The sequence below is a fragment of the Pseudomonas sp. Irchel s3f19 genome, from assembly GCF_900187555.1.
Lineage (GTDB): Bacteria > Pseudomonadota > Gammaproteobacteria > Pseudomonadales > Pseudomonadaceae > Aquipseudomonas > Aquipseudomonas capeferrum.
The window spans coordinates 387,361-402,348 of the sequence record NZ_FYDW01000002.1 but is presented as its reverse complement, the minus strand read 5'-3'; the positions used below and the strand labels follow the sequence as shown (position 1 = coordinate 402,348).

The 14,988-nt window shown below is 66.2% G+C and carries 13 protein-coding genes; 6 read left to right on the top strand and 7 right to left on the bottom strand.

Annotated elements, in window-relative coordinates; genetic code table 11:
• Positions 1 to 2 precede the first annotated feature (2 nt).
• The 7 genes from CKW22_RS05755 to gshB all read right to left on the bottom strand — a co-directional run bounded on the left by CKW22_RS05755 (position 3) and on the right by gshB (position 5,887).
• A complete protein-coding gene (locus tag CKW22_RS05755; RefSeq protein WP_095063892.1) occupies positions 3 to 1,274 on the bottom strand; it encodes a dihydroorotase in 1,272 nt (423 codons plus the stop codon).
• Entirely contained in the window at positions 1,271 to 2,275 is a 1,005-nt protein-coding gene (locus CKW22_RS05750) for an aspartate carbamoyltransferase catalytic subunit (RefSeq protein WP_033701918.1), read from the bottom strand. Before CKW22_RS05750 ends, CKW22_RS05755 begins: the two co-directional genes overlap by 4 nt.
• Positions 2,276 to 2,287: 12 nt before the next feature.
• Positions 2,288 to 2,806, bottom strand: coding sequence for a bifunctional pyr operon transcriptional regulator/uracil phosphoribosyltransferase PyrR (gene pyrR, locus CKW22_RS05745; protein ID WP_033701917.1), 519 nt, complete (start codon positions 2,804 to 2,806; stop codon positions 2,288 to 2,290).
• A 46-nt stretch (positions 2,807 to 2,852) separates the two neighbouring features.
• Complete coding sequence (gene ruvX, locus CKW22_RS05740; protein WP_095063891.1) at positions 2,853 to 3,278, bottom strand: Holliday junction resolvase RuvX; 426 nt, start codon at positions 3,276 to 3,278, stop codon at positions 2,853 to 2,855.
• Positions 3,278 to 3,847: a YqgE/AlgH family protein gene (locus CKW22_RS05735; RefSeq protein ID WP_033701915.1), complete on the bottom strand. Its 570-nt coding sequence runs from the start codon at positions 3,845 to 3,847 to the stop codon at positions 3,278 to 3,280. Before CKW22_RS05735 ends, ruvX begins: the two co-directional genes overlap by 1 nt.
• A gap of 89 nt (positions 3,848 to 3,936) precedes the next feature.
• Positions 3,937 to 4,842, bottom strand: coding sequence for an energy transducer TonB (locus tag CKW22_RS05730; RefSeq protein ID WP_033701914.1), 906 nt, complete (start codon positions 4,840 to 4,842; stop codon positions 3,937 to 3,939).
• Between the two features lie 91 nt (positions 4,843 to 4,933).
• Positions 4,934 to 5,887 (bottom strand): glutathione synthase, encoded by a 954-nt coding sequence (gene gshB, locus CKW22_RS05725; RefSeq protein ID WP_033701913.1) that lies wholly within the window; start codon positions 5,885 to 5,887, stop codon positions 4,934 to 4,936.
• Between the two features lie 241 nt (positions 5,888 to 6,128).
• Here gshB and CKW22_RS05720 point away from each other — a divergent pair, with 241 nt between their 5' ends.
• From CKW22_RS05720 to CKW22_RS05695, 6 genes are read left to right on the top strand one after another with little or no spacing between them, the layout of a single operon-like run.
• Positions 6,129 to 6,530: a PleD family two-component system response regulator gene (locus CKW22_RS05720; protein ID WP_033701912.1), complete on the top strand. Its 402-nt coding sequence runs from the start codon at positions 6,129 to 6,131 to the stop codon at positions 6,528 to 6,530.
• Between the two features lie 46 nt (positions 6,531 to 6,576).
• Positions 6,577 to 6,942, top strand: a complete 366-nt coding sequence (pilH, locus tag CKW22_RS05715) for a twitching motility response regulator PilH (protein ID WP_033701911.1) — start codon at positions 6,577 to 6,579, stop codon at positions 6,940 to 6,942.
• The gene (locus CKW22_RS05710; protein ID WP_033701910.1) at positions 6,939 to 7,493 is read left to right on the top strand and encodes a chemotaxis protein CheW; all 555 of its coding nucleotides are present in this window, start codon (positions 6,939 to 6,941) and stop codon (positions 7,491 to 7,493) included. Before pilH ends, CKW22_RS05710 begins: the two co-directional genes overlap by 4 nt.
• A gap of 47 nt (positions 7,494 to 7,540) precedes the next feature.
• The gene (locus CKW22_RS05705) at positions 7,541 to 9,565 is read left to right on the top strand and encodes a methyl-accepting chemotaxis protein (RefSeq protein WP_156310511.1); all 2,025 of its coding nucleotides are present in this window, start codon (positions 7,541 to 7,543) and stop codon (positions 9,563 to 9,565) included.
• A gap of 9 nt (positions 9,566 to 9,574) precedes the next feature.
• Positions 9,575 to 14,518, top strand: a complete 4,944-nt coding sequence (locus CKW22_RS05700) for an Hpt domain-containing protein (protein ID WP_047583925.1) — start codon at positions 9,575 to 9,577, stop codon at positions 14,516 to 14,518.
• The gene (locus CKW22_RS05695) at positions 14,511 to 14,984 is read left to right on the top strand and encodes a chemotaxis protein CheW (RefSeq protein ID WP_033701907.1); all 474 of its coding nucleotides are present in this window, start codon (positions 14,511 to 14,513) and stop codon (positions 14,982 to 14,984) included. The genes CKW22_RS05700 and CKW22_RS05695 overlap by 8 nt, the downstream gene beginning before the upstream one ends.
• Positions 14,985 to 14,988 lie beyond the last annotated feature (4 nt).

Here is a 14,988-nt window from a genome sequence, read left to right as displayed (position 1 = left end):
GGTCAGGCTTCGTGGCAGACGTGCCCATCGACCAAGGTATAACGCACCGCCCCTGGCAGGCAGTGGCCGATGAACGGGCAGTTCTCGCCACGCGAGAGCCATTGCTCGCCGGCGACCGTCGAGGCTTTCGGGTCGAACAGCACCAAATCCGCTGCGCCACCGACCTTCAGCTCACCTGCCGGCAGGCGCATGGCGGCAGCCGGGCCGCTGCTCAGGCGCGCGAGCAAGGTCGGCAGGTCGAGCAGGCCGTCCTCGACCAGGGTCATGGCCAGTGGCAGCAGCACTTCGACGCTGCTGATACCCGGCTCCGTGGCGCCGAACGGGGCCAGCTTGGCATCGCGCTCATGGGGCTGGTGATGGCTGGAAATCGCCTGGATCACGCCCGACTTGACCGCCGCGCGCAGGCCGTCACGGTCGGCGGCGGTGCGCAGCGGTGGCTGCACGTGGTACAGGCTGGAGAACTCGCGCAGCGACTGGTCGGTGAGAATCAGCTGATACAGCGCCACGTCGGCGGTAACCGGCAGGCCCAGCTCCTGCGCCTGGGCGATCAGCCGCGCGCCGCGGGCACTGGTGATCTGGGTGAAGTGCGCGCGCACGCCGGACTGTTCGACCAGCAGCAGGTTGCGTGCCAGGGCCACGGTCTCGGCAGTCTCGGGGATGCCGGGCAGGCCGAGGAAGCTGGCCATTGCGCCCTCATGGGCCAGGCCGCCCTGGGACAGGTCACGGTCCTGGGAGTGGAACACCACGGTCAGGTCGAACGTGGCGGCGTACTCCAGGGCACGGGCCAGGGTGCGGTTGTTGGGGATTTCCTTGAGGCCATTGCCGAAGGCCACGCAACCGGTGTCGCGCAGGGCCACCAGCTCGGCCAGCTGTTCGCCTTCCAGGCCCTTGGTCAGGGCGCCGATCGGGTAGACCTTGCTGTTGCCGGCTTCGCGGGCGCGGTCGAGGATCAGCTCGGCCACGGCCGAGGTGTCCAGTACCGGTTTGGTCTGCGGTGGGCAGCACAGGCTGGTCACGCCACCGGCCACGGCGGCGCGGGTTTCGCTGACGATGCTGCCCTTGCGGCTGTAGCCCGGCTCGCGCAGGGCCACGTCGAGGTCGACCAGGCCAGGTGCTGCGATCAGGCCCTCGGCCTGGATCGTGCGGCTGGCGCTGAAACCGGCCGGTGCCGCGCCGATCGCGGCAATGCGGCCGCCATCCAGGTGCAGGTCGGTGACCTGGTCCAGGCCGCTGTTGGGGTCGATGACCCGGGCGCCAAGAATGCTGATGCTCACAGGGCGTTCTCCTGGTCGAGTTGGCGTTGCGTGTTTTGCCCGCTCATGGCCATGGACAGCACGGCCATGCGCACGGCGATGCCGTACGTCACTTGGTTGAGGATCACCGAGTGCTTGCCGTCGGCCACCGCCGATTCGATCTCCACGCCGCGGTTGATCGGGCCAGGGTGCATGACGATGGCATCGGGCTTGGCGCCGGCCAGGCGCGCGGTGGTCAGGCCGAACAGGCGGTAGAACTCGCCCTCGCTGGGCAGCAGGCCGCCGGCCATGCGCTCACGCTGCAGGCGCAGCATGATCACCACATCGACGTCTTTGAGGCCTTCGGCGAGGTCGGTGTACACCTTCACGCCGTATTGCTCGATGCCGATCGGGATCAGGGTTTTCGGGCCGATCACGCGGATGTCCGGGCAGCCCAGCGCCTTGAGCGCGAGCATGTCGGAGCGGGCCACGCGCGAATGCAGGATGTCGCCGACGATGGCCACGGAGAGGTTCTCGAAGCTGCCCTTATGCCGGCGGATGGCCAGCATGTCGAGCATGCCCTGGGTCGGGTGCGCATGGCGGCCATCGCCGCCGTTGATCACGGCAACGTCAGGGCACACGTGTTCGGCGATGAAGTGCGCGGCGCCCGAGTCGGAATGGCGCACGACGAACATGTCGGCGGCCATCGCTTCCAGGTTGCGCAGGGTGTCGAACAGGGTTTCGCCCTTGCTGGTCGAGGAGGTCGACACGTTGAGGCTGATCACGTCGGCCGACAGGCGCTGCGCGGCCAGTTCGAAGGTGGTACGGGTGCGGGTCGAGTTTTCGAAGAACACGTTGCACACGGTCTTGCCGCGCAGCAACGGGACTTTTTTCACGGCCCGGGCACCGACTTCCAGGAAGGAGTCGGCGGTGTCGAGGATCTCGGTCAGCAGTTCGCGGGGCAAACCGTCGAGCGAGAGAAAGTGGCGCAGCTGGCCCTGATCATTGAGCTGCAGCGGGCGCTTGGCGTCGATTGGCGTCATCGCGGGGGACTCTTAAAGGGCGGAAGCGGAGGCGAGGTCCTGTCGCTCGAGGGCGAGCGGTGCGGGTCCGGTCAATTTTACCCGTTCATGGGCCGCCAGCGACAGGGTGGCACCGAGCACATTGGGACGAATCGGCAGTTCACCGGCGTCAAGGTCGAGCAGGCAGACCAGGGTGACGCTGGCCGGACGGCCGTAATCGAACAGTTCGTTGAGCGCGGCGCGAATGGTGCGGCCGCTCATCAGCACGTCGTCGATCAGCACCAGGTGCTGGCCTTCGATTTCGAATGGCAGGTCGGACGGGCGCACCTGCGGGTGCAGGCCGTTCTGGCTGAAGTCATCACGGTAGAACGACACATCCAGGGTGCCCATGGGGCTGGTATCGCCCATTTCTTCCTGCAGCGCCTGGGCGACCCAGACGCCGCCCGTGCGGATGCCGATGAAGCGCGGCTCGGTGATAGCACGGCGGGCCAGGTGGGCGCGAAGGTCGACAGCCATCTGCCGGATCAGATCGGCGGGATTGGGTAGGCTCATTGCGTGCTCCTCGGGGGCCGCCGGCTTGGCCCGGCGGCAAAGATGATCAGGTGTTGGCCTCCAGCCAGCCTTGCAGCAGCAGGGCGGCGGCAATGGCGTCGACCGGGTTGTCGCGGTAGCTGCCGCGCTGGCCGCCTCGGTTCAGGCGTTCGCCCTTGGCCTCGAAGGTAGTCAGGCGTTCGTCGTGGGTGTGCACGGGCAGGTTGAAGCGGCCGTTCAGGCGCCGGGCGAACTTCTCGGCGCGCGCGCTCATTTCACTCGGCGTGCCGTCCATGTTCAACGGCAGGCCGACGACGATGGCGTCGGGTTTCCATTCGGCGACCAGTTTTTCCACCTGGGCCCAGTCCGGCACACCGTTTTGCGCCTTCAGGGTGCACAGCTCGCGGGCTTGGCCCGTGATGACCTGGCCAACGGCCACGCCGATCTGTTTGGTGCCGTAGTCAAAGCCCAGCAGCAGGCGTAGTTCGGCCATCAGGCGTGGCCCGCCTGGCTGGTCAGCAGGCTGAGGTTGATGCCAAGGCTGGCGGCCGCGGCGTTCAGGCGCTGGTCGCTGGCAAGGCCGAAGATGATGTCGGCGTCGAACGGGCAGTTGAGCCAGGCATTGTCGGCCAGCTCCGCTTCCAGTTGGCCTGCTTCCCAGCCGGCGTAGCCCAGGGTGATCAGGCTGTTTTGCGGCCCGACGCCTTCGGCGATGGCAAACAGCACATCCTGTGAGGTGGACAACGACAGGCCCTGCAGCTCGACGGTGGCCTGGTAGGTGCACTCGCTGGAGTGCAGCACGAAACCGCGATCGGTCTGCACCGGGCCACCTTGGTAGATCGGCACGTGCAAGGTGCTGGCCGGCGGTTCGTCGTCCGGGCGCAACTGCTCGAGGATGTCGCCCAGGTTGAGCTCCTGCGGTCGGTTGACCACCAGGCCCATGGCGCCATTGGCGTTGTGCTCGACGATGTACGTGAGGGTCTGGGCAAAGTTCGGATCGGCCATGTGTGGCATGGCGATCAGGAACTGATGCTTGAGGTAGCTCGGGGCGAGGGTTTTCATGGGGGATAGTGTGGCGCCAGGTGGCGAGGCTGACAAGGTGGTTTGTGTCGCCTGTGCTTGCTCCGCGCAAGGGCCGGCACAGGCGTAAATCAATTACTGGACAACCGGTCCCCACGGGCAAACCGCCAGGTACGAATGATCTCCAGCCGGTCATATTCGGCCAGGTCGCCGGTAAAGGGCGCAAACGGCGCCGCCAGCCTGACGATGCGTTGCGCGGCCTGGTCCAGCACCGCTTGCCCGGACGACTCCAGCACCAGCACCTCGTAGAGCGAGCCATCGCGGTTGATCGACACCATCATGCGCAGGTTGCCGTAGATTTGCTGGCGCCGCGCTTCGTCGGGGTAATTCAGGTTGCCCACCCGCTCAACCTTCTTGCGCCACTCTTCCTTGTACCAGGCGCCCTTGTCGCGCATGGTCGAGGCCGCATTGAGGCGATGGATGCGCGGGCGCTTGGCGTACAACTGCTGTTCGTTGGACAGCTCCGCTTCAAGGCTGGCGATCTGGCTGGATAGCTGCGAGCTGTCGAAATCGGGCGTCGGCGTTGCCGGCTTGGGCTGCGCCTTGCTTTCCTTGGGCTTGGGCTCGACTTTATGAGGCTTGGCGGCCTGGGTCACCACCGCCGACTTCTCGGGCGTGGGCGGCGGCACCACTTCGGGCCTGGCTGCAGGCGGCGGCGTGACCTTGTTGATCTTGCTGTCCTGGAAGGGGGCGACCTCGGTGGTCTTGGGCACCGCCTTCTTCTCCAGGGTACCGCTGCCTTGCTGGTTGTCCTGGGCCTGGTAGTCAGCCTTCTCGGGCGCTTTCTCGCTTTTGAAGGTGGCCAGGGTGATGTCCATGGTGTGGCGGATTTCGGCAGGTTTGACCACGCTGAAGCCGACCCCAAGGATCAGCGCCAGGTGCACCAGGGCAGCCAGAAACAAGGTAAAGCCAAGCCGGTCCACCGGGCGAACGCGGGGTGGCAGCAGGTCGGAGGGGATGTCAGCGGGCAGCGTCATCAGGTATCCAGCAACCGCAGGGCGGGGCAGCGGGTCAGGTAAAAGGGACCCGCATCATACCCCACTCTGGGTTTATGCCGCGCGTTGCCGGTCAGCGCGCCTTCAGCTGGCGATCAATGGCGTCCATCAATTGCCCGCCGATATCGGTGCCGAAGGCGTTGTCGATCTCGCGGATGCAGGTCGGGCTGGTGACGTTGATTTCGGTGAGGTAGTCGCCAATCACGTCCAGGCCGACGAACAGCAGGCCTTTCTCGCGCAAGGTCGGGCCGACCTGGGCTGCGATCCAGCGGTCACGCTCGCTCAGCGGGCGCGCTTCGCCACGGCCACCGGCGGCCAGGTTGCCACGGGTTTCGCCGCTGGCCGGGATGCGCGCCAGGCAGTAGGGCACCGGCTCGCCGTCGATCATCAGGATGCGCTTGTCGCCGTCCTTGATCGCCGGCAGGTAGGCCTGCGCCATGATCTGCTGCGCGCCCAGCGCGGTCAGGGTTTCGAGGATCACCGACAGGTTGGGGTCGCCGACCCGGTGGCGGAAGATCGAGGTGCCGCCCATGCCGTCCAGCGGCTTGAGGATTACATCGCCATGCTGGGCGGCGAACTCACGAATGATGTCCGGGCGGCGGCTGACCAGAGTCGGTGGCGTGCACTGCGGGAACAGCGTAGCGAACAGCTTTTCGTTGCAGTCGCGCAGGCTTTGCGGGCGGTTGACCACCAGCACGCCGTCGGCCTCGGCCTGCTCCAGCAGGTAGGTGCTGTAGACGAACTCCATGTCGAACGGTGGGTCCTTGCGCATCAGGATCACGTCCAGCTCGGCCAGGGTGCTGTCCTGCTCCTCGCCCAGTTCGTACCAGCGAGCCGGGTCGGCGAATACCTTCAGTGGGCGCATCCGCGCACGCGCTTTGCCTTCGCCCTGGTACAGGTCGCGCTGTTCCATGTAGAACAGGCTCCAGCCGCGTGCCTGGGCGGCCAGCAGCATGGCCAGCGAACTGTCCTTCTTGTAGGAGATGGACGCGATGGGGTCCATGACAATGCCGAGGCGAACGCTCATGGGTGGTTCCTCTTTGGCGGCGTGCAGCCGCGATGGATCGAAAGAAAAGTGGCTCAGGGTGGCGCCGGGAGCGCCGATGGTCAAGGGGCGCAGCAGATGGAATGGCCACCCGGAGTATGCTAAAAATGCAGCTGCAAGCCTTAAGCTACGAGCCTCAAGAAAAGAGCATCCATGCGCCGAGCCGCTGTTCTTGTAGCTTGCCGCTTGCAACTTGCAGCTTCATTTCTATTGGTAGGCGTCTATGGAACAACCCCTGAAGGTGATGGTGATCGACGACTCACGCACGATCCGCCGTACCGCGCAGATGTTGCTCGGCGAAGCGGGTTGCGAGGTGATTACCGCCAGCGATGGCTTCGATGCCCTGTCCAAGATCGTCGACCACCAGCCACAGATCATCTTCGTCGATGTGCTGATGCCGCGCCTGGACGGTTACCAGACCTGCGCCGTGATCAAGCACAACAGTGCCTTCAAGGACATACCGGTGATTCTCCTGTCGTCGCGCGACGGCCTGTTCGACAAGGCCCGCGGGCGGGTGGTGGGGTCCGACCAGTTCCTCACCAAGCCGTTCAGCAAGGAAGAACTGCTCGATGCGATCAGGGCCCATGTGCCCGGTTTTGCCGAACACCAACAACACGCACCCTGACCGCGTCCGCCATGGCGCGGTCTTTCTTTCCTGATGGGGAAACAGCATGGCCCGAGTTCTGATTGTCGACGACTCGCCGACAGAGATGTACAGATTGACCGAATGGCTGGAAAAGCACGGTTACGAGGTGCTCAAGGCCAACAACGGTGCCGACGGCGTGGCCCTGGCGCGTCAGGAAAAGCCCGACGCGGTGCTGATGGACATCGTCATGCCCGGCATGAACGGCTTCCAGGCCACCCGCCAGTTGAGCAAAGACTTGGAAACCAGTGCCATCCCGGTGATCGTGGTCACCACCAAGGACCAGGAAACCGACCGCATCTGGGCCACCCGCCAGGGCGCTCGCGACTTTTTGACCAAACCGGTCGAAGAGGACGCGCTGATCGCCAAGCTCAACGCAGTGCTGGGGGGTTGACCACCCGCCCGCAGGGCGCGTCGCTGACCGCCTTCGAGTTGTTGCTGGACATCGACCGGCGCTGCCGCCTGCTGGTGGCGGACCAACCCCCGCAGGACACCCGCCTGCAGCAGTGGAGCGGGATCGGCTTTCGCATTGCCGGGCAATGGTTCGTCGCGCCCATGGGCGAAGTCGCCGAAGTGCTGCGCGAGCCGCGCAGCAGCCGTGTGCCGGGGGTGCAACCCTGGGTCTGCGGGGTGGCCAACCTGCGCGGGCGGTTGTTGCCGGTCATGGACCTGAGCAGTTTCTTCGGGCTCGGCCCGGCGGCGCCCGGCAAGCAGCGGCGGGTGCTGGTGCTCGACCACGAAGACTTGTTCGTCGGCCTGCTGGTGGACGAGGTGCTGGGCCTGCAGCACTTTGCCCTGAGCAGCCTGGAACTGTCACCGCCGCAGCCATTGATCCGCGCGGCTGCCCGCTTCGTGCAGGGGCACTTCCCGCGTGAACGCAACTGGGCGATCTTCAGCCCCTTCGCCCTGGCCCAGGCGCCGGGCTTTCTCGATGTGGCGTTATAGGACCTGCGAACGTGAACAACCCCGCCACCCGTGCTACCGCAACGCCCATGGCTCCGCGCACGCGCAGCATCGCGCAGATCACCGTGCTGTTTCTGATCCTGATCCTGTCGATCATCCTGCTGTTCGCCAATTTTGCCTACCTGAGCACCCAGTCCAACTACGACAAGCAGTACATCGGCCATGCCGGCGAGCTTCGCGTGTTGTCCCAGCGCATTGCCAAGAACGCCACCGAGGCGGCGGCCGGCAAGGCCTTGGCGTTCAAGCTGCTGTCGGATGCACGCAACGATTTCGAACGGCGCTGGAGCTACCTGCGTGAAGGCGACAAGTCCACCGGCCTGCCGGCGGCGCCAGTCACGGTGCGCGATGAGATGGAGGCGGTGCGCCAGGACTGGGAGAACCTGCGCAAGAACACCGATACCATTCTGGCCAGTGAGCAGACGGTGTTGTCCCTGCACCAGGTGGCCGCGACCCTTGCCGAGACCGTGCCGCAATTGCAGGTCGAATACGAAAAAGTGGTCGAGATCCTGCTGCAGAGCGGCGCCCCGGCCAACCAGGTGGTGGTGGCCCAGCGTCAGTTGCTGCTGGCCGAACGCATCCTCGGCTCGGTCAATACCGTGCTGGCCGGTGATGACACCGCGGCCCAGGCCGCCGACGCCTTCGGCCGCGATGCCGGGCGCTTTGGCCAGGTGCTCGAGGGCATGCTCGGCGGCAACCCGGCCATCCAGGTGACCCGCGTCGAGGACGCCGATGCGCGGGCGCGGCTGGCCGAAATCGCCGAGCTGTTCCAGTTCGTCGCAGGCTCGGTTGACGAAATCCTCGAAACATCGCCTGAGCTGTTCCGCGTGCGCGAAGCGGCGGGCAACATCTTCAGCCTGTCGCAGACCCTGCTCGATGAGGCCTCGCACTTGGCCAACAGCTTCGAGAACCTGGCCGGCGGGCGCACCCTCGATACCGTCGGTGGCTACGCCCTGGGCCTGTTGGCGCTGGCCTCGATCATCCTGATCGGCCTGGTCATGGTGCGCACCACCAACCGGCAGTTGCGCGAGACGGCGGAAAAGAACGAACGCAACCAGCAGGCGATCATGCGCCTGCTCGACGAAATCGAAGAGCTGGCCGATGGCGACCTGACCGTGACCGTGTCGGTTACCGAGGACTTCACTGGCGCCATCGCCGACTCGATCAACTATTCGGTCGACCAGCTACGCGACCTGGTCGCCACCATCAACCACAGCGCCGTACAGGTGGCCGCTGCCGTGCAGGACACGCAGAACACCGCCCGCCAGCTGGCCAAGGCGTCCGAACACCAGGCCGAGCAGATCAGCGAGGCGTCCGAGGCGGTGGGCGACATGGTCGAGTCGATCGACCGGGTTTCGGCGCATGCGTACGAGTCGGCCAAGGTGGCCGAGCGCTCGGTGGCGATTGCCAACAAGGGCAACGAGGTGGTGCACAACACCATCAACGGTATGGACAACATTCGCGAGCAGATCCAGGACACCGCCAAACGGATCAAGCGCCTGGGGGAATCTTCCCAGGAGATCGGCGACATCGTCAGCCTGATCGACGACATTGCCGACCAGACCAATATCCTCGCCCTCAACGCGGCGATCCAGGCGTCGCTGGCCGGTGAAGCCGGGCGCGGGTTTGCGGTGGTTGCCGACGAGGTGCAGCGGCTGGCCGAACGGTCGTCGTCGGCCACGCGACAGATCGAAGCGCTGGTACGGACCATTCAGGCCGATACCAACGAGGCGGTGATCTCCATGGAGCAGACCACCGCCGAAGTGGTACGCGGCGCGCGCCTGGCCCAGGATGCCGGGGTGGCGCTGGCGGAAATCGAAGGGGTGTCACAGACCCTGGCCGAACTGATCCACAGTATTTCCGACGCGGCCCAGTTGCAGACGTCCTCTGCCGGGCAGATTTCCCACACCATGGCGGTCATCCAGCAGATCACCGCACAGACATCGGCAGGGTCTGGCGCCACGGCCGACAGCATCCGCCACCTGGCACGCATGGCCAGCGAAATGCGCCGGTCGGTCTCTGGTTTTACCCTGCCGGCACCCGCCGAGCCGCGCTGAGGAATGCCCATGGCTTCTGCTGCTGTAAGCCCCGAGCGCCACGAAACGGTAGCGCTGGCCTGGACCAAGGCCGCCATCCTCGACTGCCTGGGCCAGGCGCGACAGGCCCTGGAGCGCTTTGCCGGCGAGCCGGGCGACTTGTCCATGCTGGCGTTCGTGGTCGACAACCTGCACCAGGTGCACGGTTGCCTGCGCATGCTCGAACTGCGCGGCGCGACGCGCCTGGCCGAAGAGCTGGAGCTGTTCGCCCGGGCCTTGGCCGAGGGCCAAGTCAGCCCTCGGGGTGACTGCCTGGGGGCATTGTTCCGAGGCCTGGAGCAACTGCCGTCGTACCTGGAGCGGCTGCGCGGCGCCCGCCACGACCTGCCGTTGGTGATGCTGCCGTTGCTCAACCAACTGCGCGCCTGCCGTGGCGTGGAGCCCCTGGCCCAGGCCAGCCTGATCAGCGGCACGGCGCAGCGCTTTGCCGGTTCCGACGATTTGGCCAACCTCGACCTGTCGCTGGGCAACTGGCGGGAGCAGATGCAGGCCGGGCCCGGTCGCGATGCCTTGCGCTCGGTGGTGAGCGCGCTGTGCGACGACCTGATGCGTATCAAGGAGCGCCTGGACCAGTTCGTGCGTGGCGGCCTGCCGCACAGTGAACAATCGCAAGCCTTGCTCGCCCCCTTGCGCCATGTCGCCGACACCCTAGCGGTACTGGGCTTCCAGCAGCCGCGGCGGGTGATCATCGACCAGGTGCTGGCGCTGCAGGCCCTGGCACCGGGCGAGGGCTCGGTGGATGACGCGGTATTGATGGATGTGGCGGGTGCCCTGTTGTATGTGGAGGCGACGCTCAATGGCATGGTCGGCCCGCTGGAAGAAAGCGGCCAGGGCGGCATGCCGGGCTCGGACCTGGCCGAGATCCGCCAGTTGGTGCTGAGCGAGTCGCTGGCGGTCTTGCAGCAGGCCAAGGACTTGATCGGTGATTGCCTGGAGTCCGATTGGCCGCGGCAACGCCTGCAGCCGCTGCCGGGGTTGCTGCAGCAGGTGCGCGGGGCGTTGGCGATGCTGATGCTGCCCGGGCCAGCCGAGGTCTTTGCCGGGTGCGCGAGCTACGTGCAGCGCTGGTTGCAGCACCTGGACGTCGAACCACCGGCCGATGAGCTGGCACACCTGGCCGACGCCCTGAGCGCTGCCGAGTGCTATCTGCAATGGCGGGTGGCCGACCCGCTGGCCGATGGCCAGCCCTTCATCGACATGGCGCGTGTCAGCCTGGCGGCGCTGGGCGTGACGTGCCTGGTCAGCGAAACGGGCCTCGGCCTGGACGACAACGGTGACGGCATCGATGACGAGCTGCGCGAAGTGTTCCTGGAAGAAGCGGGTGAGCTGCTGCCGGAAATCGAACGCCACTGGTTGCGCTGGCGAGCCGACAACCAGCAGCGCGATGCCTTGCTGGAGGTGCGCCGCGCGCTGCATACGCTCAAGGGCAGCGGCCGAATGGTGCATGCCGAGGCGGTGGCGGAACTGGCCTGGGGCGCGGAGCACTTGCTCAACCGCATGCTCGAAGGCCGTATCGTGCTTACCCCGGAAGGGGTGGTGGCCTTGCAGCAGGCGTTCGTGCACCTGCCGGACCTGTTGTCCGACTTTGCTGCCGGGCAGTTGCCGCAACTGACCGAAATCGAGCAACTGGCCGGGCATCTGCACGCGCTGGCCGAAAACGATGCGCCACCCGCCGCCGACATCGATGGCCTCGACCCACAATTGCTGGATATCTTCCGCAACGAGGCGCACGGCCACCTGGACAGCCTTGAGGCATTTTTGCAGGGCGCCGAGGGCCAGGACACGCCGGTCAGCGACAGCCTGCAGCGCGCCCTGCATACGCTCAAGGGCAGTGCTGCGATGGCCGGGGTGATGCCGGTCGCCGAGCTGGCCACCGCGTTCGACCGCCTGGCGCGCGAGTACAAGGGCCACCAGTTGCCCCTGCAAGTGGCCGAGCTCGAATGGCTGGAAGCGGGGCGTTCACTGTTCCATTTGGGGCTGGCACAACTGGACAGCACGCCGCTGGCGGCCATCCCCGGCGCTGGCGATTTGATCGAGCAGGTCGGCCAGGCGGTGGATGTGCGCCTGGCCAGCCTGCATGAAGATGCCCAGCATGCGCGACGCAGCAAGCGCGACCCGCAGCAGACCGCCAGCTTCCTGGCCCAGGCCATGGACATTCTGCTCGACGCCGAGTCGTTGCTGTCGCGTTGGCAGGAGCAGCCGGGCCAACGGGGGCCCCTGGATACCCTGCTCGATGAGCTGACCAGCCTTGGCCATGCGGCGCACCTGGCCGACCTGTGGCAGATGGACGACGTCTGCGAGGCCCTGCTCGATGTCTATGGCGCCGTGGAGGAGGGCAGCCTGGCCGCCGACCCGCGCTTTTTCGCCCACGCGCAATCGGGCCACGAAGCCCTGCTCGACATGCTCGACGAAGTGGCCGCAGGGCAAGAAATTTCGTCCCGGCCAGCACTGGTCGACAGCTTGCGCAGCCTGTTGGCGCAGGCCCTGGCCCCGGACGCCACCGGCCTGGTAGGTATCGATTCGGTCACGCCGCTGCACCCCGACATGGAGCTTGGCTTGGGGCTGTCGCGCCCTGCGTTGCTGCCGGCTGCAGGCGACGTGTCGGCCGAGGAGCCTGACAGTCCAGGCGACAAGGAGCTGCTGGACGTCTTCCTGGAAGAAAGCTCGGACATCGTCGAGAGCGCTGCGGCGGCCTTGGCGCGCTGGCAGGCTGACCCGCGCAACAGCGTCGAGGTGGAAAACCTGCTGCGCGACCTGCACACCCTCAAAGGGGGCGCGCGCATGGTCGAGATCGCCGCCATCGGCGACCTGGCCCACGAACTGGAATTTCTGTACGAACTGCTCGCCGCCGGCCGCCTGCCGCCGAGCCCGCCCCTGTTTGCCCTGTTGCAGAATTGCCATGACCGCCTGGCGCACATGCTCGATGCCGTGCGCCTGGGGCAGCCGCTGCACGCGGCCACGGCGCTGATCGACTACATCCGCAACTTCAGCAGCGCGGCCCTGACCGACAGCGCCGCGGGCCAGGGGCCGCAGGAGGCTACGGCCCTCGAGGCGCCCGTGGCGGCACCGGAGCGGGTGGCGGGTGACATGGTCAAGGTCGATGCCGAACTGCTCGACGACCTGGGCAACCTGGCCGGTGAGCATTCGGTCATCCGTGGCCGCATCGAGCAGCAGGTCAACGATGCCCAATTCACCCTCAACGAAATGGAAACCACCCTGGAGCGCATGCGCGACCAGCTGCTGCGCCTGGACGTCGAGACCCAGGGGCGAATCTCCAGCCGGCAGGCGTTCGAGGGCGACGCCTACGACGACTTCGACCCGCTGGAAATGGACCGCCACTCGCAGTTGCAGCAGCTGTCACGGGCCTTGTTCGAGTCGGCGTCCGACCTGCTCGACCTGAAGGAAACCCTGACCCAGCGGGCACAGGAGGCCTATAGCCTGTTGCAGCAGCAGGCGCGGGTGAACAGCCAGTTGCAAGAAGGCCTGACCGCCACCCTGATGGTGCCGTTCGAACGCTTGGTGCCGCGCTTGCAGCGCGTGGTGCGCCAGGTTGCCAGTGAGCTGGGCAAGCAGGTCGAGCTGGTGGTCGGCAATGCCGAGGGCGAGCTGGACCGCAGCGTGCTCGAACGCATGGTGGCGCCCCTGGAGCACATGCTGCGCAACGCTGTAGACCATGGCCTGGAAAGCCGCGAAGCGCGCCTGGCGGCGGGTAAGCCGGAGCACGGCACGATTCACCTGAACCTGTTGCACGAAGGCGCCGACATTGTCATCGAGATGACCGACGACGGCGCCGGCGTGCCGTTGGAGGCGGTGCGGCGCAAGGCGATCAAGCGTGGCCTGCTGGACCCGCAGGCGCACTTGAGCGACCACGAGGTGTTGCAGTTCATTCTGCGCCCCGGTTTCTCCACCGCCGAGAAGATCACCCAGATCTCCGGGCGTGGCCTGGGCATGGACGTGGTGCACGAAGAGGTCAAACAGTTGGGCGGCTCGATGACCATCGAGTCGGCCCAGGGCAAGGGCGCGCGCTTTTTGATCCGGCTGCCGTTCACCGTGTCGATCAACCGTGCGCTGATGGTGCACCTGGGCGAGGACCAATACGCGATCCCGCTCAATACCATCGAGGGCATCGTCCGCGTGCCGCCGGCGGAGCTGGCGGCCTGTTACCAGCTGGATACCCCGCAGTACGTCTACGCGGGCCACACCTACGCGTTGCGCTACCTGGGTGAGCTGCTGCAAGGCCTGCCACGGCCCAGCCTGCTTGGCCAGAGCGTGCCGCTGCCAGTGCTGCTGGTGCATTCCCAGGAACAGTCGTTCGCGATCCAGGCCGACAGCCTGTCGCCTAGCCGCGAGATCGTGGTGAAGAGCCTCGGCCCACAATTCGCCGCGGTTGCCGGGTTGTCTGGGGCGACCTTGCTGGGTGACGGCCGGGTGGTGCTGATTCTCGACCTGCTTGGCCAGTTGCGTGGTCAGCAAAGGCGCCTGGCGCGCCTGCCGGGTGGTGGCGACGCGCAGCGCCAGCTGTTCGGCCCGGCGCCGCGACGGGCACTGCTGGTGATGGTGGTGGACGATTCGGTGACGGTACGCAAGGTCACCAGCCGGCTGCTGGAGCGTCATGGCATGAACGTACTGACGGCCAAGGACGGGGTCGATGCCATGGCGCAGCTGGAAGAGCATCGCCCCGATGTGTTGCTGCTGGATATCGAGATGCCGCGCATGGACGGTTTCGAGGTGGCCACGCGCATCCGCCGTGACGAGCGCCTGAAGGGCTTGCCGATCATCATGATTACCTCACGCACAGGGCAGAAGCACCGCGACCGTGCCATGGCCATCGGTGTCAACGAGTACCTGGGCAAGCCTTATCAAGAGTCTGTGTTGTTGCAGAGCATCGCCCATTGGAGCCAGGCCCATGCTTGAACTTATCTCCAGCCAGCGCAGCAGCCTGACCGGCCTGTTGCTGCCCTTGGGCGACCGGACTTTGGTCTTGCCCAATGTTGCCGTGGCCGAACTGATCGCCCAGCGCAACCTGCTGTGTCAGCGTGGCGAGCCTGCCTGGCACCTGGGCTGGATAGACTGGCGCCAGCAACGGTTGCCGCTGATCGGTTTCGAGGCGGCGTGCGGGGGGGATACCCCGTGTGGTGAGCGGGCACGTATCGTGGTGCTCAATGCGCTGGGCGATACCGGGCTGCGTTACCTGGCGGTACTGCTGCAGGACATCCCGCGTTCGTGCAAGCTCGACAGTCAGCTCAATTACGTGGACGTGGCGCTGGGCAGCCTGGAGTTGGCAGCGGTGCAGGTGGGCGAGCAGGTGGCGCGGGTGCCGGACCTGGTGGCGCTGGAGCGCTTGGTGCGTGACGCGCAATTGCAACCTGAGCCTGGATAATAGG